16 protein-coding genes and 2 pseudogenes are annotated in these 22,939 nt (G+C 37.0%); 9 read left to right on the top strand and 9 right to left on the bottom strand.

The window, feature by feature from the left end; translation table 11 throughout:
• The first annotated feature begins 94 nt into the window (after positions 1-94).
• From A33S_RS0100995 to A33S_RS0100970, 6 genes are all read left to right on the top strand, one after another.
• Positions 95-1,279: a S1C family serine protease gene (locus tag A33S_RS0100995; RefSeq protein ID WP_009381949.1), complete on the top strand. Its 1,185-nt coding sequence runs from the start codon at positions 95-97 to the stop codon at positions 1,277-1,279.
• Positions 1,280-1,428: 149 nt separating this feature from the next.
• The gene (locus A33S_RS0100990) at positions 1,429-1,941 is read left to right on the top strand and encodes a DUF4242 domain-containing protein (protein WP_009381950.1); all 513 of its coding nucleotides are present in this window, start codon (positions 1,429-1,431) and stop codon (positions 1,939-1,941) included.
• A gap of 138 nt (positions 1,942-2,079) precedes the next feature.
• Positions 2,080-2,820, top strand: coding sequence for an ABC transporter ATP-binding protein (locus A33S_RS0100985; protein WP_009381951.1), 741 nt, complete (start codon positions 2,080-2,082; stop codon positions 2,818-2,820).
• Between the two features lie 19 nt (positions 2,821-2,839).
• The gene (locus A33S_RS0100980) at positions 2,840-3,781 is read left to right on the top strand and encodes an ABC transporter substrate-binding protein (RefSeq protein ID WP_017176455.1); all 942 of its coding nucleotides are present in this window, start codon (positions 2,840-2,842) and stop codon (positions 3,779-3,781) included.
• A gap of 3 nt (positions 3,782-3,784) precedes the next feature.
• Positions 3,785-4,543 carry an ABC transporter permease gene (locus A33S_RS0100975; protein ID WP_009381953.1) on the top strand — a complete coding sequence of 253 codons (759 nt, stop codon included), beginning with the start codon at positions 3,785-3,787 and terminating at the stop codon, positions 4,541-4,543.
• 14 nt (positions 4,544-4,557) lie between these two features.
• Positions 4,558-5,601: an acyl-CoA dehydrogenase family protein gene (locus A33S_RS0100970; RefSeq protein ID WP_009381954.1), complete on the top strand. Its 1,044-nt coding sequence runs from the start codon at positions 4,558-4,560 to the stop codon at positions 5,599-5,601.
• Positions 5,602-6,020: 419 nt separating this feature from the next.
• On the opposite strand, the gene tyrS is transcribed toward A33S_RS0100970, so the two are convergent.
• Positions 6,021-7,283, bottom strand: coding sequence for a tyrosine--tRNA ligase (gene tyrS, locus A33S_RS0100965; RefSeq protein ID WP_009381955.1), 1,263 nt, complete (start codon positions 7,281-7,283; stop codon positions 6,021-6,023).
• 380 nt (positions 7,284-7,663) lie between these two features.
• Between tyrS and A33S_RS0100960 the strand changes: the two genes are divergently transcribed.
• A complete protein-coding gene (locus A33S_RS0100960) occupies positions 7,664-8,545 on the top strand; it encodes a transglycosylase domain-containing protein (RefSeq protein WP_017176454.1) in 882 nt (293 codons plus the stop codon).
• A gap of 190 nt (positions 8,546-8,735) precedes the next feature.
• On the opposite strand, the gene A33S_RS0100955 is transcribed toward A33S_RS0100960, so the two are convergent.
• Positions 8,736-10,403 carry a formate--tetrahydrofolate ligase gene (locus A33S_RS0100955; RefSeq protein WP_009381957.1) on the bottom strand — a complete coding sequence of 556 codons (1,668 nt, stop codon included), beginning with the start codon at positions 10,401-10,403 and terminating at the stop codon, positions 8,736-8,738.
• A 450-nt stretch (positions 10,404-10,853) separates the two neighbouring features.
• Positions 10,854-12,562: pseudogene (gene acsA, locus A33S_RS11510) on the bottom strand (acetate--CoA ligase).
• A gap of 172 nt (positions 12,563-12,734) precedes the next feature.
• On the opposite strand from acsA, the gene A33S_RS0100945 reads away from it, so the two are divergent.
• Together A33S_RS0100945 and A33S_RS0100940 are read left to right on the top strand one after the other, a co-directional pair.
• Positions 12,735-13,367, top strand: a complete 633-nt coding sequence (locus tag A33S_RS0100945) for a hypothetical protein (protein ID WP_009381958.1) — start codon at positions 12,735-12,737, stop codon at positions 13,365-13,367.
• Between the two features lie 14 nt (positions 13,368-13,381).
• Entirely contained in the window at positions 13,382-14,545 is a 1,164-nt protein-coding gene (locus A33S_RS0100940; RefSeq protein WP_009381959.1) for an acetoin utilization protein AcuC, read from the top strand.
• A 42-nt stretch (positions 14,546-14,587) separates the two neighbouring features.
• On the opposite strand, the gene ccpA is transcribed toward A33S_RS0100940, so the two are convergent.
• From ccpA to A33S_RS11505, 6 genes and pseudogenes are all read right to left on the bottom strand, one after another.
• Positions 14,588-15,580, bottom strand: coding sequence for a catabolite control protein A (gene ccpA, locus A33S_RS0100935; RefSeq protein ID WP_009381960.1), 993 nt, complete (start codon positions 15,578-15,580; stop codon positions 14,588-14,590).
• Positions 15,581-15,979: 399 nt separating this feature from the next.
• A complete protein-coding gene (locus A33S_RS0100930; protein WP_009381961.1) occupies positions 15,980-17,071 on the bottom strand; it encodes a bifunctional 3-deoxy-7-phosphoheptulonate synthase/chorismate mutase in 1,092 nt (363 codons plus the stop codon).
• 424 nt (positions 17,072-17,495) lie between these two features.
• A complete protein-coding gene (locus A33S_RS0100925) occupies positions 17,496-18,602 on the bottom strand; it encodes a hypothetical protein (RefSeq protein ID WP_009381962.1) in 1,107 nt (368 codons plus the stop codon).
• A gap of 238 nt (positions 18,603-18,840) precedes the next feature.
• Positions 18,841-19,296 (bottom strand): annotated as a pseudogene (locus A33S_RS0100920) (DUF948 domain-containing protein); the annotation flags it as partial.
• 83 nt (positions 19,297-19,379) lie between these two features.
• Entirely contained in the window at positions 19,380-20,693 is a 1,314-nt protein-coding gene (gene murC, locus A33S_RS0100915) for a UDP-N-acetylmuramate--L-alanine ligase (RefSeq protein ID WP_009381964.1), read from the bottom strand.
• Positions 20,694-20,721: 28 nt separating this feature from the next.
• Positions 20,722-22,939: DNA translocase FtsK (locus A33S_RS11505; RefSeq protein ID WP_162129654.1), on the bottom strand; the 2,218-nt coding region annotated here is incomplete at its 5' end.

Here is a 22,939-nt window from a genome sequence, read left to right as displayed (position 1 = left end):
AGATAACGCGCGAAGTTCTTCATTATCAAATTATTGGAAAAACTCTGTGTATGATTGCATAATATATTTAGCAGTCATATAAGGGAGATAACATATGTATAATCGAGATAATCAACGGCATTATTATCGCCCAAGATTTCCTTGGTTTCGTGTCTTTCTAATTGCCTTGATTGCCGGTATCATTGGAACAATGCTTGTGTTAGGTGTCTCTCGCCTTTTCCAAGCGGCAACAAGTTCTAATGAAGGTGGCGAAACGGTTAACGAAACACAGAACCAAAAAGGCGGCAATGTGCTTGATGGCAAAAGTGAAAAATATGATTCAGTCAATCAAATGATTAATGATACGTCACCTGCTATCGTTGGTGTGATTAACCAACAACGCGCACAAGGTTTAGGTGATTTACTTCAAGGTCGCACGGGTCATGAGGAACAATCAGGCATCGGTTCAGGTGTCATTTATCAGAAGAATGATGATAACGCATTTATCGTCACAAATAATCATGTTATTGAGGGTGCGTCTTCTTTAAAAGTCCAATTACATAATTCAAAACAAGTAGACGCTAAGTTAGTTGGTAAGGACGCTCTAACAGATCTAGCGGTACTAAAGATTAAGAATCGTGAAGATATAAAAGAAATGAAATTTGCTGACTCTGCAAAAGTTAAAACTGGGGATAGCGTGTTTGCTATGGGTAATCCCCTAGGTTTAGAGTTTGCGAATACGGTTACATCAGGAATTATTTCAGCTAATGAAAGAACAATTGAAACAGACACGTCAGCTGGTAGTAATGAGGTCAAAGTACTTCAAACTGACGCAGCAATTAACCCTGGTAACTCAGGTGGCGCCCTGGTTGATAAAGACGGTAATCTCATCGGTATCAACTCTATGAAGATATCAAGCCCACAAGTAGAAGGTATTGGTTTCGCGATTCCAAGTAATGAAGTGAAACTTGTTATCGAACAACTTGTGAAACATGGTGAAGTTGAACGCCCTTCTCTTGGTATCGGTATGATTAATTTAGATGATATTCCACCTCACTACAGAGATCGCTTAGGTATTGAAGACGAAGAAGGCGTTTATGTCGCACGTATTTCACGCCCAGGTCTCAAGCTAAAAGAAGGCGATATCATCAAAGAAGTAGATGGTAAACGTGTTAAAAACGATGCTACGTTACGCGACATCATTTATAAAAAGTCACCAGGTGATACTGTAGACATTAAAGTACTTCGCGATCACGAAGAAAAGACGGTTACAGTAGAATTAACTGGTAAAGCGAGATAATAACAAAGACTTAAGTAAGCATGAACGACTATGCCTTACTTAAGTCTTTTTTGATTAAAGTAAATATTCTAAATTTTTAGGCTAAATCCCTTGTATTCCAATATGAATTATAATATTATTTAAGCAACACAAATTTGGAGGTAATTTAAATGACATTATTTTTACTCGAAACGCGCAACAACCAAATTGCTAAAGATAAACAAGAACTTGAAGCTAAAGCTCAAGAATTAAAAACTAACGACTTCCCAACATTAATAGAAGTCCAAGCAACGGAAGATTTAAACCATGCGTACTTCATCGTTGAAGCAGATTCAGAAGATGACGCGAAACAATTTTTAGATGCTCAAGATATCCAAATCGACCTTATCAAAGAAGTTCGTTTAGTTGGAAAGGACCTAGACGAAGTTAAATCATCTCAACAAGGTGTAGATTATCTTGTAACTTGGAATATTCCAGAGGGTATTACAATGGATCAATATTTAGCACGTAAGAAGAAAAATTCAGTGCACTATGAGGAAGTACCTGAAGTTACATTCCAAAGAACATACGTATGTGAAGATATGTCTAAATGTATCTGTTTATACGATGCTCCTGACGAAGATGCAGTTAAGCGTGCACGTAAAGCAGTAGATACACCAATTGATGAAATCGAAAAACTATAATCTATAGTAAAGATTGAAATAGCCAAAGCAACAATGCAGGGTGTGACAAGCAACACTTTTCCCAAAGTCGAGCGCCCACACCCTCATTTTTTAATATGAAATCATAGTAACTTAGTAGGAATAAGGTGGTGTCTTACCTTGATTCAACTTGAAGATATATCGCATCAATTTAATGAACATCGAGTTATCGAAAATTTTAATCTATCCATTCCTAAAGGGAAGATTGTGAGCCTTATTGGTAAAAGTGGTTGCGGGAAATCAACGTTACTTAACATCGTTGGAGGTTTTATTCAACCTACTCACGGTAAAGTTATGATAAACGAACAACTAAAGCTAAAACCCTCACCTGATTGCTTAATGTTATTCCAACATCATAACTTATTGCCTTGGAAGAATATCTATAAGAACTTAACCATTGGCTTGAATCAAACGATGTCGAGAGAAACGCTAGATACATACTTACAATCTGTCGACTTAGGTCAAATTGGTACGCATTTTCCAGACCATTTATCAGGCGGTATGAAACAGCGTGTCGCGCTTTGTCGTGCATTGATTCATAAACCTCAGGTCATTCTTATGGATGAACCTTTAGGTGCTTTAGATACATTCACGAGATATAAACTACAAGATGCGCTACTTACTTTAAAGTCTAATGCCGCTTCTACGATTCTACTCGTAACACATGATATCGACGAAGCGCTTTATCTATCTGATGAAATTATTTTACTTGGTGATAAGGGCTCTATCATCAATCAATATCAAGTTACAGAACCTCACCCTAGAAATCGAAACCATTCGACATTAATTCATCTCAGACAACAGATCATGGAAGATTTTTCACTGCTTCATCAATCCGTTGAACCAGAATATTATATTTAAGCGATGTGACTTTTAACAAATGAGACGTATCATAACACTATTAATCACAATAAGTTTAATTCTAACCATGGCAAGTTGCGATTCTGAAGGTCCTCACAAATCTAAGAAACAAACGATAAAGATTGGTTATCTACCCGTCACACACGCCGCGAATCTCATGATGACGAAGCAACTTAACGAAGCGCGTGATTCGAACTACCGAGTTGAACTTGTAAAATTTAATAACTGGCCAGATCTTATGGATGCCTTGAATAGTGGCAAGATCGATGGCGCGTCTACACTGATTGAACTCGCGATGAAATCAAAGACTAAGGGTTCAAATATCAAAGCAGTTGCCCTATCGCATCACGAAGGTAACGTCATTATGGGTAAAGATGATACATTCCCATACCCGAACCAATCTTCTTACAATTTTGCGATTCCGCATACGTATTCGACACATTATCTCCTCATTGAAAAGCTACGCCAGGAACATCATATTGCTAAGGATGATGTAAGTTATCGTGAAATGGCACCTGGCGAAATGCCTGCAGCTTTAAATGAAGGTCGCATCGACGGCTATTCTGTAGCTGAACCATTTGGTGCACTTGCAACTAAGTTGAAAAGAGGTCACTTAATCAATCATGGACATGATGTCATGCCTGATGCGTATTGCTGTGCGCTCGTGCTTAGAGAGGATCTCATAAATCAACATTCAAGTTCCGTGAAATCTTTTATGAAGGATTATAAACAAGCTGGATTTGAAATGAATGATAAGGATAAGAGTGTGGCTATTATGAAAAAGCACTTTAAGCAAGATGAAGCTGTCTTAAGGCAGTCGGCTGAGTGGACGAGTTATGGAGATTTAACGATTCGTAAACAGAAATATCAATCTTTATCAGATGAAATCCGAAAGCAAGATCTATTCAATCCCCCATCTTTCGAACATTTCATCGATACATCTTTTTATAAGGAGGCTTAATTTATGACGAAATCTATCACTAAAATCACATACCCTATTATCGCACTTGTGATACTTGTAGCAATATGGCAACTTATTGTCGTCATTGGAAATTATCCTCCTATTTTATTACCTAGTCCGATATTAGTCGGCAAACGCATTATTACGATGTTGTTAAACGGTGAAATCATTCAACATATCGGTATCAGTTTATTTAGGTTCGTGATTGGCTTTATTGTGGCGCTTATCGTTGCGATATTAAGCGGATTTCTATTAACACGCTCAACGATACTCATGAAAATGATTGAACCATTGCTACAAATCATTCGCCCAATATCTCCAATTGCTTGGGCACCTTTTATCGTGCTTTGGTTCGGTATCGGAAACTTACCAGCTATAGTCATCATATTTATCGCAGCATTCTTTCCAATTGTATTCGCGACAATTAAAGGCTTGAATAATGTAGATGCACATTACCTACAAATTGCAGATAACTTAAATATTAAAGGTTGGCAACTTTATAAAGATTTCTTATTTCCAGGGGCTTTTAAACATATGATGAGTGGTATTCATGTTGCAGTTGGTACGAGTTGGATATTCTTAGTATCTGGCGAAATGATTGGTGCTCAATCCGGACTTGGCTTTTTAATCATGGACTCAAGAAACATGCTAAACCTAGAAGATGTTCTTGTAGCAATATTTTATATCGGTATTATTGGCTTTATCATTGATCGTTTAATTACATTAATTGAGAATCAAACTTTAAAACATTTTGGCGAATAAAGGAGTTTAATACGATGACACAAGATACATTAACGCAACTGATTGAATCTGATTTAGAACCATATGTAAAAGAAATTGATAACGGCTCATATTACCCTGAGTCATTTATTAAATCTTTATTTAAAGCACAACAATTTACTGCAGACGATTTCGTTCATAACTTGAAAGTAATTGAAAAGGTTGGAGAGACCTGTTTAACGACAGCATTTTGTATTTGGTGTCAATGGGCGTTCACCACTTATTTAAAACATTCGAGTCATAATAGTGAAGCTCGAAAACTTTATGATCAGGTCTTCAAAGGCGATATTATTGGTGCAACAGGCTTATCTAATCCAATGAAATCGTTTAGCGATTTAGAAAAAGTAAATTTAAACCATTACTATAAACACGGCGAATTATATGTAAACGGCACCCTTCCTGCGATAAGTAATATTCAAAGTGATCATTACTTCGGTGCTATTTCACAAGATGACGAAACAAATGAAACAGTGATGATGATTCTAAAAGCTGATCAAGAAGGTGTTTCTATATCAGAAATGTCTAATTTCTTAGGCGTCAACGGTTCTGCGACATACCGTGTTAACTTAGATAACGTACAAGTTCCATCTAATAGAGTACTCTCTAAAGACGCGAAAGCCTTTGCGAGCGCAATTCGACCAGAGTTCATATTGCTTCAGATACCGATTGCTTTAGGCGCCATTCAATCATCTTTAAATCATATTGAATCGTTTAAAGACCAAACGGCTCAATCACATGTATTTATCGAATATAACGTTGAAAAATTTCATAAGCAGTTTGAACAGTTACACCAAGAATTTTATGAGAAAGTGACAGCTCATCTTGATAATCTAGACCAAATTTTACTAGATGCTGTACGCATTAAGAAAGAACTAGGTTATTTATTACTTGAGATCAATCAGGCAGCAATGGTTTATGGTGGTTCTCGCGCTTACATTGAAGACAGTAAACCTGCGATCAAATTAAAAGAAGGATTCTTCTTCGCTGCTTTAACACCTACCCTTCGTCACTTAGGTAAATTAGAACAAGAATTAGGATAAAGAAAAACCTGTGCAGTTAGCGTTTTCTGCACAGGTTTTGTTTAGTTCGGATTTTTTAACGTAGAAAGTTATGGTGCTAATTGTAATGTAGTATAGAGTCGGTTTCAGTCTTTCATTCCGACGTTATTCAAATTTGCGTCGGTTTCATCCTTCCGTTCCGACGCTATTCGCTTTTAACGTCGGTTTCAACCTTCCATTCCGACGCTATTCGGGTTTAGCATCGGTTTCAATCTTCCATTCCGACGCTATTCAGGTTTTGCGTCGGTTTCAGTCTTTCATTCCGACGCTATTCGACTTTAGCATCGGTTTCGTCCTTTCATTCCGACGCTATTCTCATTTTACGTCGGTTTCGTCCTTTCATTCCGACGCTAACCACATACAATGCCTGTTTGAACCTCTCACATTGCACTAACCAACAATTACTTATAATTCACCATAAAGTATTTCTTCTTACCGCGACGAATAATCGTAAAGCTACCTTCATATTTATCTTCATCAGATAAATCATATTTTAATTCCTGAACACGTTCACCGTTAATGTAAATCGCACCGTTTTGGATATCTTCACGTGCTTGACGTTTAGAAGAAGAAATTTTAGTTTCTACGATTGCTTCAACTAAGTTCGTTGTATTCGCATCTAGTTCAACTTGAGGTACATCTTTAAAGCCAGCTTTAATTTCTTCAGCCGTTAATGATTTTAAATCACCACTAAATAAAGCTTGTGAAATACGCTTTGCTTCTTCTAATGCTTGTTCACCATGAATAAATGACGTCACTTTTTCAGCTAAAGCTTTTTGGGCTTTTCTTAAATGAGGCTCATCTTTAACAGATTGCTCAAGCTCAGCGATTTCATCTTCTTTAAGGAATGTGAAGTATTTAAGGAACTTGATTACATCTTCATCGCTCGTATTGATCCAGAATTGATAGAACTCATAAGGGCTTGTTTTCGTTTCATCTAACCAAACAGCGCCTGATTCTGATTTACCAAACTTCTTACCGTCAGCTTTCGTAACAAGTGGAATCGTTAAACCATACGCTTCTGTTTGACCATACATTCTGCGCATTAGTTCAATACCACTCGTAATATTACCCCATTGATCAGAACCACCTACCTGCACTTTACAATTGTAATTTTGGTTTAAGAAACCAAAGTCAATCGCTTGTAAAATTGTGTACGTAAATTCTGTATAAGAAATACCATGTTCTAAACGAGTTTGAATGGAATCCTTACCTAACATATAGTTCACGCCAACATGTTTACCATAGTCACGTAAGAATGAAATTAACGAAATTTCGCCTAACCAATCTTTATTGTCTACAAGTACAGCGCCTTCGTTACCTTCAAAGTCGAACAATTTATGCATTTGATTTTGAATACCTTTAACATTCGCTTCAACTTGAGCTTCAGTTTGAAGTTGACGCTCTTCAGATTTACCAGACGGGTCTCCGATCATTCCTGTTGCTCCACCGACTAACACGATTGGACGATGACCAAACTCTTGGAAACGACGTAACGTTAAGAAAGGTAATAAGTGACCGATGTGTAGACTATCTGCCGTTGGATCCGCACCACAATAAAGTGTTACTTGTTCCTTATTTAAAAGTTCTTCAATACCAGCTTCATCTGTTTGTTGGTAAATTAAACCTCTCCATTTAAGTTCTTCAATAAGTTGATTTGCCATGATTTTCCCTCCTATTAAAATAAAAAAAGCACCGCTTACTCATGTAAGGGTGCGATTTATGTATGATATCACCACTTACATACGTAAGGGCGCAAATGTGCACGGTACCACCATACTCTAAACTCTATTGATGAAACGTTCACCAATTAAAACGTAGGATCCTTTATAAAAAGGTGTATTCGCTATACATTGAATATTAGTTCTCAGCACCACTAACTCTCTTAAATTCAAACGATATAACTACTTCTCCTTCAATCCTAAAATATGAAGATTTGCTTTAATTATAGAAAAGCCTATATCACTTGTCAAATATCATTTTTTAACTACTCACGCACTTATAAAATTGTGTGATATACTACAATTATTATTGGAGGAAGCATATGAACACGAAACTATCATGGTCTCAATTTATCAAAACCTTCGAACGCATCTACAATATCATTAAACGTGTTGTCTTCTATTCAACAGTCGGCCTATGTTTGATTCTTTCACTAAGCTTCGGTATCGGCATTGGTTACTTTGTAAGCTTAATTTCAACATCACAACCCGTGAGTGACCAAGAACTGAAGACACACATTTTAAATATTCCTGATCATCATAAGCTTGATTTAAAGCATCGCACACTAATTGAGGCATACAACGAAGCCGATAGTACAGTTATCGCAGGGCCCGAAAACGTTAGTCCATACGTACCGAAAGCCTTAACCGCTTCGGAGGATTCAGACTTCTACCGTCATAACGGCATTTTACCAAAGGCCATTTTACGCGCGATGTATCAAGACATATTTAACTTACAATATGGAACCGGTGGCAGCACGATTACGCAGCAACTTGTTAAGAACCAACTTTTAACAAATGAACAAACGTATAATCGTAAGGCTCAAGAGATTACACTTGCGCTCCGCACTGAAAAGCTCTTTTCTAAGGATGAAATCATGTTCACATATTTGAATATTGTACCGTTCGGACGTGATACAAATGGCGCACATATTACAGGTATTTCAGCCGCAGCGTATGGTATCTTTGGTAAGTCATCTCAATATATCAATTTAGCTGAATCCGCGTATCTCGTTGGTTTACTTCAGAGTCCTTATTTCTATACGCCGTATTTAGAAGATGGTTCATATAAGCCAAAGAGCGCTATTAAGATGGGTATTTATCGCCAACATTATGTGCTGAAACGTATGCGTGTTGAAAAGCTCATTACTAAAGCAGAGTACGAAGCAGCTATGGCTTACGACATTGAAAGCGCAATTCGTTAAACTGACCTTTTAGCCACTGAATTAACCAATATGCCCTCCCACTATACGACCACACCTCCACATCACAAAAATAGCCCCAAATGGTTGCGCAAACCAACCATTCGGGGCTACATTTATGTCAATATAGCACGGCCCAACTCACAAAAGTTAAGCCTCGCGAGTTTCAAAAACCCGCTCATACCTTTATTTATTAGAATAAACCTTCAGCTTTACCGTCATCCGTTACATCCATATTTAATGCAGCCGGTTTCTTAGGTAAGCCAGGCATCGTCATGATAGCGCCAGTTAACGCTACGATAAAGCCTGCACCTGTTTTAGCTTCTAATTCACGGATAGTGATTTCAAAGTCTTTTGGTGCACCTAGTTGAGTCGCATCATCACTGAATGAATATTGCGTTTTCGCCATACATACTGGGTAATTGTCCCAACCATTTTCTTTAAATTGTTTTAATTGTTTTTGGGCTTTTGAAGTGAAAGAAACTTTAGAACCACCATAAATTTCTTTAACGATTTTTTCGATTTTTTCTTCGATAGGCATATCTAAATCGTATAAACGTTTGAATTCTTTAGGTTGTTCGATAACTTCAAGTACGTTCTCAGCAAGCTCGATACCGCCTTTGCCGCCTTTTTCCCAAACTTCAGTTAAAGCAAGGCGCACGCCTTTTTCTTTAGCCCAAGCTTGTAATGCTTCAACTTCAGCGTCAGTATCGTGTACGAATGCGTTTAATGCGATAACAGGTTCAACGCCAAATTTATTAATATTATCAACGTGACGTTCTAAGTTTTCAATACCTTGTTTTAAGGCTTCTACGTTTTCTTCTTTTAAGTTATCTTTAGCTAAGCCGCCATGCATTTTTAACGCACGGATTGTCGCAACTAATACAACTGCGTCTGGTTCAAAGTCAGCTTTACGAGATTTGATGTTTAAGAACTTCTCTGCACCTAAGTCTGAACCGAAACCAGCTTCAGTAACAACGATATCAGCTAAGTTACGTGCTGTTTCAGTTGCCATAATTGAGTTACAACCATGTGCAATGTTCGCGAAAGGACCACCGTGTACAAGTGCAGGTGTACCTTCAATAGATTGTACTAAGTTAGGCTTCACAGCATCTTTTAAGATCATTGCTAAAGCACCTTCGACTTTAAGGTCTTTAACTGTAACAGGTTTCTTATCACGTGTATAACCAATCGTGATTTTAGAAATACTTTCTTTAAGGTCTTTAATACCAGTACATAAGCATAAAATCGCCATGATTTCTGATGCTACTGTAATATTAAATCCATCTTCACGTGGTACCCCTTTAGTTGGACCACCTAATCCTACAACAACGCTACGTAACGCACGGTCGTTCATATCTAATACACGTTTCCATTCAATACGACGTTGGTCAATACCTAATTCATTACCTTGGTGAATATGGTTATCGATAAACGCTGATAATGCGTTATTCGCTGTTGTAATTGCATGGAAGTCTCCGTTGAAGTGAAGGTTAATATCCTCCATTGGTAATACTTGAGCATAGCCACCACCAGTAGCGCCACCTTTAATACCAAAGATAGGTCCTAGTGCTGGTTCACGTAATGCCACCATTACATTCTTTTTAAGTTGGTTAAATGCATCTGATAAACCAACTGTTACAGTAGATTTACCTTCACCAGCTGGCGTTGGACTCATTGCTGTAACTAATACCACTTTACCTTTTTGATCGGCTTCTTTTACTTGGTTAATATCAATTTTAGCTTTATATTTACCATATAATTCTAAGGCATCCTCAGGAATACCCACGTTTTCAGCAATCTCAGCAATTGGTTTTAATGTAGATTGATTAGCAATTTCTAAATCTGATAAATGACTCAAGTCTTTCAACCCCTTATTTGTTTTAGTGTTTGCGACTTATCTGTAAGCGCATTCAACTTCATTATTGATATATTTCGTGCTATCTCTATCATAACGAACCACGTTTCTAATGTCGATTTAAATGGATGCGGCGCATGATACCGAGTCTAATATTTTGCCAAATTTTTGACATTCTTTACCATACTTCACGCGTGAACCTATTTTGCCACTGGTCCCCCCTCTTTGAAAAGCCCTTTCAATAACATTACATAAAATAAGAGGCTGAGACATAAGTTGTGAAATAGAGCATTAAAGCTTTATTTCATACAATTCTCTAAACAGCTGACTCCTAGGGGAATAGCATGAGACCGGAGACTACAGGCTCCGGCCATGCCCCAGGAAAGCATGCTGTTTATGAGAATTGTAGTATTATGTCCCAGACTCCTATTATTGAAAAGCCATTTAAAATTTTTAATCTTCCATTGTACTTAAGTCACCTGTTGGTAAATCAAGCTCCCAAGCCTTAAGTACACGACGCATAATCTTACCAGAACGCGTCTTAGGTAATTTATCTTTAAACTCAATTTCACGTGGTGCCGCATGCGCAGCTAAACCTTCTTTAACAAACTTACGAATGTCTTCTTTTAACTCATCAGACGGCTCATAACCTTGTCTTAAACCAACGAACGCTTTAATAATTTCACCACGTACAGGATCAGGCTTACCAATAACACCCGCTTCAGCTACAGCTTCATGTTCAACGAGTTTAGATTCAACTTCGAAAGGTCCTACACGTTCACCAGCAGTCATGATGACATCATCCACACGACCTTGGAACCAGAAGTACCCATCCTCATCTTGATACGCTGAGTCTCCTGAGATATACCAGTCACCAATAAAGTATGAATCGTATTTTTCAGGGTTCTTCCAAATTTTACGCATCATAGACGGCCAACCTTTTTTGATCGCTAAGTTACCCATTCGATTAGGTGGTAACACTTTACCTTGGTCGTCGATAATTGCCGCTTCAATACCTGGTAGAGGTTTACCCATTGAACCTAACTTCACGTCCATAGATGGATAGTTTACAATCATATGACCACCAGTTTCCGTCATCCACCATGTATCTAAAACGCGCTTATCAAATACTTTCTTAGACCATTTAATAACTTCAGGGTTTAATGGTTCACCAACTGATAGAATACTTCTTAAAGTTGATAAATCATACTTATCAACCACATCATCACCAGCACTCATTAACATTCTGAGTGCAGTAGGCGCCGTATACCAAATCGTAACGTTAAACGTTTCAATCATCTTATACCAAGCTTCAGGTGAGAAACGTCCACCTGCGATACAGTTTGTAACCCCATTTAACCATGGCGCGAAGATACCGTATGACGTACCAGTTACCCAACCTGGGTCAGCCGTACACCAATATACGTCATCCTCTTGTAAATCAAGCACATACTTACCCGAAATATAGTGTACAAGCATCGCTTCTTGAACATGTAGCACACCTTTAGGTTGACCTGTTGAACCTGACGTATAGTGTAAGATTAAGCCATCTTCACGGTCTAACCATTCAATTTCGAATGGTCGCTAGCGTTCTCTAACGCTTGATTGAGGTCAACGTATTCACTATCAACTTCATCATCAACGACTACAATTGTTTCTAAGTTAGGTAATTTATCTTTAGGAATACGTGGAAGTAGGTCATTCGTCGTTACAATCACCTTCGCATCACTATTTTCAAGTCGGTCACCTACTGCTTTCTCCATGAAAGCTTCAAATAACGGTCCAACAATCGCACCAATTTTTAAGATACCAAAGAATGCGAAGTATAATTCTGGTGTTCTAGGCATAAAGATAAACACGCGATCCCCTTTTTCGACATTCGCTTTATCCTTAAGCACATTTGCAGCTTGGTTTGATTTTAATTTTAATTCTTCAAATGTATAACTTTCCGTACGTTCATTATCTTTATAATTTAAAGCAATTTTGTCCCCTTTACCATTATCGACATGGCGATCAATACATTCATAGGCCATGTTCATTTTACCTGTTTCGCTCCATGAAAAGGCCTGCTCAACTTCTTTCCAATCGAAGTTTTGATACGTTTCTTGATAATCTTTTAAGTTAAAATTTCCTTGTTCCCCTTTATAAACTTCTACTTTCATTTTGAGTCCCCCTTGTTTGAAAAAGAAATCGCTTCTTTCATATCATCATTATATCTAAATCTTTTGAAATATTCAAAATAAATAAATAATTCTGATAACTATGCATGAAATTTGGCCTTTTTTACTATATAATTTAATTAATAAATGTTTATAGAAAGGAGTGACATCCCTAATGGATCACATTAAAACTTTCATAAAAGAAACCTACGAATTCGATGAAGGTACGTTTGTGATTGAAGGTCCACTTACAAGCGGTCAACTTTCTGACATGACTTTTGATGAAGGGTTAGACGCATTCAGAATTCCAATCGACCAATTTCAAGCTTTATTAGAAATCGCTGATTTACCCGAAGGTCGCATCTATGTGATTCGTAAAGATATGCATATCGTTGGTTATGTAACGTACCACTACCCTGATCCGCTAGAGCGATGGTCAAACGGTAATTTACCGTATTTAATCGAACTCGGTGCTATTGAATTAAGTCTGCCTTATAGACACTTAGGACTTGTTGGTGAACTCATTCGACTTAGCACATCTACAAAAGAAATCGAAGACTATATTATTATCACGACAGAGTATTATTGGCACTGGGACCTTAAAAACACTGGCCTCAATGTCTTTCAGTACAAGGAACTGATGCAGAAGCTGATGTTTAAAGGTGGGCTGGAGGTCTTTTCAACAGATGACCCAGAAATTACCAGTCATCCTGCGAACTGCTTGATGGCACGTATTGGTAAAAATATAGATTTAAAACAGATGAACGCATTCGATAACGTGAGATTTATGAATCGCTTTTTCTTCTAAAGGGGGCAAACGGGATGGATCGAAATTTAACAATAAATAAAACAGGATATGTCTACGCGACGTCGTTACTCCAATATCGCTTTCATGATAAGCATCCGTTTAATCAAATGCGATTAAAACTCACAACTGAATTGTTACTTGAAACTGGACATTTAAATACATCACATATTATCACGCCTCGTATCGCAACGGATGATGAACTCGCATTGATTCATAAATATGATTATATTGAAGCTATCAAACGAGGTTCTAGGGGTATTCTCGCATTTGACGAGGCGGAAAAATATGGCCTTGGTTCGGATGATACGTCGCAATTTAAAGATATGCATGAACACAGTGCACGCATTGTAGGAGGCGCCTTAAGTTTGGTCGATGCGATCATGAATGGAGAAATTAAAAATGGTTGTCACTTAGGTGGTGGCTTACATCATAGCCTTCCCGGACGTGCGAACGGGTTCTGTATTTATAACGATATTGCTGTTGCGGCGAAATATTTAGAAACGAAATTTAGTCAACGCGTGCTTGTGATTGATACGGATGCCCATCATGGCGATGGCACGCAGTGGTCTTTCTATACAGACGAAAAAGTACTCAATTACTCGATTCATGAAACAGGTAAGTTCTTATTCCCTGGTTCAGGTCACTATACGGAACGTGGTAAAGATAAAGGGTTTGGTTATTCTATTAACCTACCACTCGAACCTTATACCGAAGATGAGTCATTTATGGAAGTATTTAAGAGTACGTTACATAACGTTGCTGCGTCGTTTAAACCTGATATAATTTTAAGCGTTCATGGTTCTGATATTCATTACTCAGACCCACTTACGCATCTCCACTGCACGTTAGATACGTTATACCATATTCCATACGTCATTAAAGAACTCGCTGATACCTATACAGATGGTAAAGTTATCATGTTCGGTGGTGGCGGTTATAATATTTGGCGTGTCGTACCACGAGCTTGGAGTCACGTTTTCTTAAGTTTAATCGATGAACCTATCCAGCATGGCTTGTTACCACCAAGATGGGTGCACAAGTGGCACCATTATTGTAAGACCGACATGCCTACTGTTTGGGAAGATGAGCGTTTAGATTACCATGAGATTCCGAGAAAGCATATCATCTCTGAAAAGAACCGTAAGACAGCATCAACGATTAATAGTTGGTTTGTATAATTAAAAAAGTCTAACCCGCAACATAGCGGATTAGACTTTTATTTATGACTTCGTTGTTTCACGGTATTCGATTCGATGTGGTAATACAACATTTTGATCTTCAATGGTTTCATTGTTCATAAATTTAGTGAGTAAGCGCATGCCAACCGCACCAATGTCATATAACGGTTGAACAACTGTAGATAACTTAGGTCGAACCATTTCTACAAGACGTGTATTATTAAAGCTGATGACTTGAAGGTCTGAAGGTAAATCAACGCCATCATCAATCGCGCCATGAACAATACCTATCGCTTGTTCATCACTGATACATAATATAGCGTCAGGGTTGTGACCTTTTAGCGCATCGTACGCTTCTTTAACATCTTTATAAGTTTCATTACCTACAAATCTTAATTCATCATCAAATTTAATGCCGTTTTCATTAAGCACTTCTTTCAAGCCTTGAAAAGCATCGGTCTCAGCCTTTTTAGAATAGCCACCGCCGACAAAACCAAAGCGCTTTGCGCCCTTTTCAATGAGATGACGCGCAATTTCTTTCGACGCTTCAGTGAAATCAATATTTACAGAAGCAATATCGTCATCCTTGCCATCTGTTCCTGATACCACAACAGGTACTGAAGATTGATCAATTAAAGATTTAATTTCAGTGGTTAAAGTACCACCTAAAAAGATGATGCCATCAACTTGTTTACTAAGTAAATTATTAAAGATTTCTTTCTCTTTTTCTGAATCATTATCTGAATTGGAAATGATCGTATGATATTTGTACATTGTCGCAATATCTTCGAGTCCACGTGCGAGTTGAGAATAGTAAACGTTTGAAATATCTGGTATGATAACCCCTACAGTTGTCGTTCGTTTACTTGCTAGACCTCGTGCCACAGCATTCGGTGTGTAACTTAAACGTTGAATAACTTCGTTAACTTTATCTCTCGTTTCAGGTTTAACATTTTGATTACCGTTTACGACACGAGAAACAGTTGCCATAGAAACACGGGCTTCTCTCGCAACATCATATATCGTTACTGACATCTTCTTCCTCCTTGTAAACGCTTTATTATTTATTATATAACGTTTTCATAATGCTTTCAAAGTTTAACACAGATGAATAAAGAAAGAAATAAGTTTAATCTCAAATTTAATTAAAAACGATTAATTTTGAATAATTTGTGAATGAATGTCGATTTTTCAAACATTTTTACATATTCAGGAAAAGCCCTTTTAAGCATATAGGCAAAATATGAAGGTCACCTTGTCTACTAAGAAAACTAAAAAATGAGATAACAGCTTACCTACGAATAGATAAACGTTATCTCACCCTTACACAGTGACCTATTAGAATGTGTTGTGCGTGTATTATATAGATTACCTGTGCCTAATCATTATATTAAAATACTTATATATTGTCTACTTTTAAATTTTGATTAAAATCTACTTTAACTTTTTCTCATTATACATTTGAGCTAAAGGATTTAATTCATCGTAGAACTTATCAAATTCATTTAAATCCATTTGTTGACCACTGTCACTTAAAGCAACAGATGGATCAGGATGTACTTCAGCCATAACACCGTCAGCCCCAACTGCTAAGGCAGCTTTTGCTGTAGGTAACATGATGTCTTTACGACCCGTACTATGCGTGACATCAACGAGTACCGGTAAGTGTGTTCCTTGCTTTAAGATAGGTACTGCTGAAATGTCTAATGTATTACGTGTTGCTTTTTCATAAGTGCGGATACCACGCTCACATAGAATGATGTTTTGGTTACCTTGAGAGGCAATGTATTCAGCAGCAAAGATAAATTCTTCAATCGTAGCTGACATACCGCGTTTTAATAAAATTGGTTTATTCGTGCGACCAGCTTCTTTAAGTAATTCGAAGTTTTGCATATTACGTGCACCAATTTGGAAGACATCTAAATATTGATCTGCTAATTCAAAATCGGCTGGATTTACAATCTCACTTACTACGTTTAAACCGTATTTATCTTTTACGTTCTTAAGTATTTTAAGCCCTTCTTCGCCTAAACCTTGGAAATCATAAGGTGACGTACGTGGTTTGAAAGCACCACCGCGGATAAATGTTTCACCTTTCGCTTTAAGGTTTTCAGCTACTTTATCCACTTGCTCTTGTGATTCAACTGAGCAAGGACCAAATACAAATGACTTGTTACCATCACCAATGATGCCACCGTTATCAAATTTAACTATTGTATCTTCTGGCTTAAGTTTTCTAGAAACATATAAGTGCTTTTCATTTTCAGATTTTTGAAGATCTGTAGAGGCTTTAAATATTTCTTTAAATAATTGTTTAATCACATTATCGTTAAACGGACCTTCGTTTTTGTCTAATAACGCATTAATCATATTTTTTTCGCGTTCAGGATCATAAATTACAGTACCCTGTTTACGTTTTTCCTCGCCAATTTTTTGAGCGAGCTCACCTCGTTTAGTTAATAATTCTAATATCTGTTCATTAATATCTTCAATTTCAGCACGGAATGTTTCGAGTTTGTTTGTCATAATGATTCACCTCTAAGCTATTATTTTAAATCGATTGTTACACTTTAAAGGGTTAAAATAAAAGTGATTATTCGGTATTTTACCAGTATAGATTTAATTTATCAAGGACTTAACCTTAAATTTTCAGAAAAATCTATCAATTGAATTATACGCTTGTTCGACATTTCAACTTTTTTAAAAGCCATCCGTAAATAAGCGATTAATTTAATTATATATCATATTTTATTTGAATACGAATTTTTTTAATTTTGCGCATTTTGAAAAGCACTACTATATCGAAAGCCTTATTATAACACGTTAAAGATATGTAAGTTAACATCACACTTCATACTCGATTATTCAAATTCTCGACGCTTTAATCGCAATAAAAAAGCTATAACATAACCTACTTGGTTATGCTATAGCTCGTTCTAAAACTTAATTATTAGTCATTAAAAGTATGTTTTTCTACTTTACTTTTAGACTTAACTTTTTCATTCTTAGGTAAGCCTTTATCAATTTTTTCTACTTCTTCTTTTTTTACAGAACCTTTAGTAATAGTATCGTTTGATGAAGTAGATTGATCTGGGCGTTCATTAGTTGTTATACCTTTTTCAACACGCGTAGCATTGTTATTATCATCTACACGTTTTTCTTCAACAGTTACTGTTCTTTCAACGGTTTGTGCTTCTTTGTTTTTACGGCTTGGTTCAGTTTTGTTTTCAACTGCACTAGATTGACTAGCTGCCGCTAAGCCAGAAGCTGAAACAGCTTTCGTATTTTTACCAGCTGTTTTATCTTGTGTAGGGTTGTTAGAATCAGCTGCTTTAGCTACACCTTCACTTGATACTTCACGCGTATTTGAACCTGCAGTACCTTGTTGTGTTAAGTTGTTTGATTCTGCAGCCTTAGCTACACCTTCACTTGATACTTCACGCGTGTTTGAACCTGCAGTACCTTGTTGCGTTAAGTTGTTTGATTCTGCAGCCTTAGCTACACCTTCACTTGATACTTCACGTGAATTAGTACCTGCAGTGTTTTCACCATGTTTACCTTTATATGCTTCTTTTTCAACGTTTGATACACGGTCATTTGAAGAAGTTGAATCAACATCATTTGTGCGTGTAACTGTGTTGAAGTCGTTAGCAGTTGGAGCAGATAAATCATCTTGATCGACTTCAGATTGGATAGCACGTTTTTGAGCAGCGATTTCACTACCTGAAACGTCATCTGAAGAAGACTTAGTTTTGTTGTCTTTCATGTCACGAGCTTGTGCTTTTAAGCGGTCAGCTTTTGCTTTAGCTTTCGCTTTAAGTGACATAGACTCTTGTTTCGTTGAGTTTGTGTAATTAACTTTATCTTTATCAATGTTTTTAACTTTTTGTTTCTTACCAGCCATTGGCCCAAGAATTAATCCTAAAGCTGAACCTAAGATAGCGCCTGTTACAAATCCGAATACAAAGTCGATGCCGTTATTATTCTCGTCATATTCCTGAGGTACTTCATACGTTTCTAAACCATGTGTGTATAAATCACGATTATAATTTTCCATTGAAAATACCCTCCTACAAATAAGGCACTTAAATAAGGTAGAAACTTATTTAAGTGCGCTTTTGTTGTTATATTAAACCTTATTTACGATTTAAAGTTCTGTTTAAATCTTGGTTGTTTGTTAATGTATCTTCTGAGTTATAGTTACCACCTGAGTAATCATTTTCATGGTTATCAGTGTTTACGTGGTTAGAGTTAACTGTGTTGTTTGAAGCTGAGTTGAAGTTACTGTTGTTAACGTTTTGTTCATTAGCTACATTGTTTGTTCTATAACCAGCTTTGCGTTGGCTTCTGTTTTGCCATTTGTCAGCAATTTCCATAGCAACATTTGACCATTGAATAACTTGAGAAATCTTGTCTTCGTTTTGTGAAATGTTGTGTGTAATTGAATGCGTAACACGGTCAACTGAACCGTTAAGGTTTTGTACAGAATCACCAATTGATTTAACTGCATCTACAACTGAATTTAAACGGTTTGATTTGTCTTGGATGTCTTCTGTTAAACGGTTAGCTTTGTGTAATAAATCAGTAGATTCACGAGTGATACCTTGAACCTGACCTTCAACACCGTCTAAAGTTTTTGCCACATTGTCTAAAGTCTTCTTAACTGACATTAAGATTGCAACGATTCCAATACATAAGATTAAGAATGCGATTGCAGCAATAATACCAGCTATTGGTAAAATCCACTCCATTAAAAAACGCCTCCTATAAGCTATTAAATAAATAAATATTATTTATTTTTTATTAATACCCAAAACGCTTATTTATAAACATGTTAAAACTCTTTAATTGTGTCAAGTTCATTTATGTACGCTTTTAATACTTTTTGAATATCACCAGCACCCATAAATAGAATGACTGCATTATCATGTTTATGTAAAACGTTTACAGTATTTTCATCGATTAAGGTAGATCCATCGATGCGATCCAATAAATCTTGGATAGTTAAATCACCTTGATTTTCTCGAATCGAACCGAAGATTTCACATAAGTATGTGTGATCTGCCATACTTAAACATTCCCCAAATTCATCTAAAAATGCCTTAGTTCTTGAAAAAGTATGCGGTTGAAATACTGCAACAACTTCCTTGTTTGGATATTTTTTTCGTGCTGTCTCAATTGTAGCACTAATTTCACGTGGATGGTGAGCATAATCGTCAACTAATACTTGATTTTCTACAACTGTTTCGTTAAAACGACGTTTAACCCCACCAAATGTTAGAAGTGCTTCTTTAATATTTTCAACGTTAAGCTTTTCAAGATAGCAAATTGTAATAACGGATAAGGCGTTTAAGATGTTGTGATCACCATATTGAGGTGATACGAAGTGATCGTAGTATTCACCTTTAACATATACATCGAACGACGTGCCTTTTTCAGAGACTTCAACGTTCTCGGCGTATACGTCATAATCTTTGCTAAAGCCGTAATAATATACTGGAATATCAGCTTCAAGCTGAGTTAAGCATGGGTCGCCACCCCAAGCAATAATCGCTTTCTTTACATTATGCACCATTGATTGGAACGCACTTACAACGTCATCGATGTCTTTGAAATAATCAGGGTGATCAAAGTCGATATTCGTCATAATCGCATAGTCTGGATGATAACTTAAGAAATGGCGACGGTATTCACATGCTTCAAATGCGAAATAATCGCTAGCAGGAATGCCCATACCAGTACCATCACCGATTAAGAATGATGTCTTCTTATCACCATTCATTACGTGTGACAGTAAACCTGTAGTTGATGTCTTACCGTGCGCTCCAGTAACCGCAACTGATGTATATTGGTTAATGACTTCACTTAAAAAGTCATGGTAACGTTTAACTTCTAATCCTAATTCATTCGCTCTTTCTATCTCTTCATGGGTATCTTTAAACGCATTACCTTGAACTATAATAAAATCTTCTTTGATGTTTGATTTATCGAAAGGAAGGATTGAAATACCTTTATTTTCTAATGCTACCTCAGTAAATACGAATTGTTCTATGTCAGACCCTTGGACCTCGTGCCCTAAATCATGAACGATTTGAGCTAATGAGCTCATACCTGCACCTTTTATCCCAACAAAATGATACTTTGTCATGACAACACTTCCTCTCTAAATATTACGATTAAATTTCTTCTAAATCAGACTCAGATATATAAACCTCTCTAGGCTTAGAACCGTTTTGACCTGAAATGTATCCTAATTGTTCTAATTGACTCACAATTCGTGCAGCACGATTGTACCCAATTTGGAATTGTCGCTGAATTAATGAAGTTGAAATGTTATTTTCCTGAACCATAAAGCGACACACTTCATTGAACAATTCATCCTTAGGTTGTTCATGTGTCTTCTTAAGTAGTTCTTTCTCTTCAAACTCATAATTAGGCTTACGTTGTTGCTTAATATAGTCAACGACACGGTCTATTTCATCATCTGATACAAATGTACCTTGAACACGAATAGGTTTATTCATGCCATTTCCTAGATATAACATGTCACCATAACCAAGTAAGCGCTCAGCGCCACCACTATCAAGGATAGTTCTTGAGTCAACGCTTGATGAAACCATAAATGCGATTCGTGTTGGAATGTTAGCTTTAATCAGACCAGTTATAACATTAACAGACGGTCTTTGTGTTGCGACTAACATGTGGATACCACAAGCTCTGGCTTTCTGCGCTATACGTGCAATGGATTGCTCTACGTCTTGTGGTGCCATCATCATTAAATCAGCAAGTTCATCTATAACGATAACAATTTTCGGTAATCGATCCTCATATTTTGCTTTTTTATTGAAAGCCGTAATGTTACGCACGTGATAATGTGCAAATAATTTATAACGACGTTCCATTTCATCTACAGCCCATTTTAAACTTTGTGTAGCTGCTTTCACATCTGTGATAACAGGTGAAATAAGATGTGGTAGGTCATTATATGGCGCTAATTCAACCATCTTAGGATCAATTAATAATAAGCGTAACTCTTCAGGGTGGTTACGGTATAATAACGAAACTAAAATACTATTAATACATACTGATTTACCACTACCCGTTGCACCTGCGATTAATGCATGTGGTGTCTTCTGAATATCCATTAATAACGGATCATTATTAATACGGTTACCCATCGCGACAGTTAGCTTAGATTCAGCTTTCTTAAATTTATCGTCATCTACGATAGATTTAAGATTTACCTTTGTAGGTGTTTGGTTTGGTACCTCAATACCAACTAAGCTTGTACCAGGAATTGGTGCTTCGATTCTGATGTCTTTAGCTGCAAGTGCCATTTTAATATCATCTTGTAAGGCTGTTATACGAGATACCTTGACACCTTTTTCAACAGATAACTCAAATCGAGTAACACTAGGCCCTCTTACAACATTAACGACCTCTGCAGGTACATTAAAGTAGTAAAATGCTTCGTTTAATTCTGTCTTCTTCTCATCGATAAATGATTCATCAACTTCTTGAACTTCAGGTTCATCTAAGAGTTTCATCTCAGGTAGCTTCAAGTTAGGACCGCTTCGAATGGTACGTTTTTCATCTGCGGGTTTAGTTGCTTGTTGCTCGGTTTGAGCTACAGCGTGGTTCATACCTGATTGAGCATCTTGATGATTTGATTGAGGTTGTGTCACATCATTTGGTTCTTGTGAATGAGCTACGGGCTGCCCTTCCTGAGCTTGGGTGATATGATTATCGCTCGGTTGTTGCGATGCTTGCGCTTCTGACGCTTGTTCTGATTTGGCTTCAGACGTTTGTTGTGAAGGCGCTTTTTCTTTAGAAGTATCATGCGATGAATCAAATTTTTGACCTTCAGGTTTTAAAGGCGGAACCATTTGTTGTTGTGCTTTCTTTCGATCCATCATGCGTTTTTTATCAGATGGTGTCATCACAACGTTAAATGGCTTGCTGCCTTTACGAATTGGTGTCTTAAAGGCATTATTTTGAACATTTTGTGCAGTTTTTGTTTCTTGTTGTGATTGCCCTTCTGCTTCAGACGTTTCGCCTTCATTCACTTGCGTATCTTTAATTGGCTTTTCAGAAGTGTGAGATGAAACATCATAACTTGAATGAGTACCTTGAGATTCAACAATCTCTTGATCCACACCATGATTTGAGTCGTCATGCGCATTGCTATCATCATCTTGATCTGAAGCGTCAGTTTGAGTAGCCGACTGACCCTCATTCATCTCATCTACTGCATCATCACTATCAGAATCTTGGTCACTTGATTCAGATTCATCAGCTTCATTGATATCTGAAGTAAGAACCGTAATATTACTTTCAGTCGTAGGCTCAAAGTTGTCGTCTTTGAATAATTGAGTCTCATCTTCTACTGGTACC

It is taken from the genome of Staphylococcus massiliensis CCUG 55927, from assembly GCF_000298075.1.
Lineage (GTDB): Bacteria > Bacillota > Bacilli > Staphylococcales > Staphylococcaceae > Staphylococcus > Staphylococcus massiliensis.
The sequence above is the reverse complement of the archived record's forward strand: the minus strand, read 5'-3'. Positions and strand labels throughout refer to the sequence as shown.

What these genes read in the sequence shown, in the direction of transcription:
- A33S_RS0100995 (WP_009381949.1), top strand. Translation starts at nt 95, where the DNA reads ATGTATAATCGAGATAATCAACGGCATTATTATCGCCCAAGATTTCCT.
- A33S_RS0100990 (WP_009381950.1), top strand. Translation starts at nt 1,429, where the DNA reads ATGACATTATTTTTACTCGAAACGCGCAACAACCAAATTGCTAAAGAT.
- A33S_RS0100980 (WP_017176455.1), top strand. Translation starts at nt 2,840, where the DNA reads ATGAGACGTATCATAACACTATTAATCACAATAAGTTTAATTCTAACC.
- A33S_RS0100975 (WP_009381953.1), top strand. Translation starts at nt 3,785, where the DNA reads ATGACGAAATCTATCACTAAAATCACATACCCTATTATCGCACTTGTG.
- A33S_RS0100970 (WP_009381954.1), top strand. Translation starts at nt 4,558, where the DNA reads ATGACACAAGATACATTAACGCAACTGATTGAATCTGATTTAGAACCA.
- tyrS (WP_009381955.1), bottom strand. Translation starts at nt 7,283, where the DNA reads ATGGCAAATCAACTTATTGAAGAACTTAAATGGAGAGGTTTAATTTAC.
- A33S_RS0100960 (WP_017176454.1), top strand. Translation starts at nt 7,664, where the DNA reads ATGAACACGAAACTATCATGGTCTCAATTTATCAAAACCTTCGAACGC.
- A33S_RS0100945 (WP_009381958.1), top strand. Translation starts at nt 12,735, where the DNA reads ATGGATCACATTAAAACTTTCATAAAAGAAACCTACGAATTCGATGAA.
- A33S_RS0100940 (WP_009381959.1), top strand. Translation starts at nt 13,382, where the DNA reads ATGGATCGAAATTTAACAATAAATAAAACAGGATATGTCTACGCGACG.
- ccpA (WP_009381960.1), bottom strand. Translation starts at nt 15,580, where the DNA reads ATGTCAGTAACGATATATGATGTTGCGAGAGAAGCCCGTGTTTCTATG.
- A33S_RS0100930 (WP_009381961.1), bottom strand. Translation starts at nt 17,071, where the DNA reads ATGACAAACAAACTCGAAACATTCCGTGCTGAAATTGAAGATATTAAT.
- A33S_RS0100925 (WP_009381962.1), bottom strand. Translation starts at nt 18,602, where the DNA reads ATGGAAAATTATAATCGTGATTTATACACACATGGTTTAGAAACGTAT.
- murC (WP_009381964.1), bottom strand. Translation starts at nt 20,693, where the DNA reads ATGACAAAGTATCATTTTGTTGGGATAAAAGGTGCAGGTATGAGCTCA.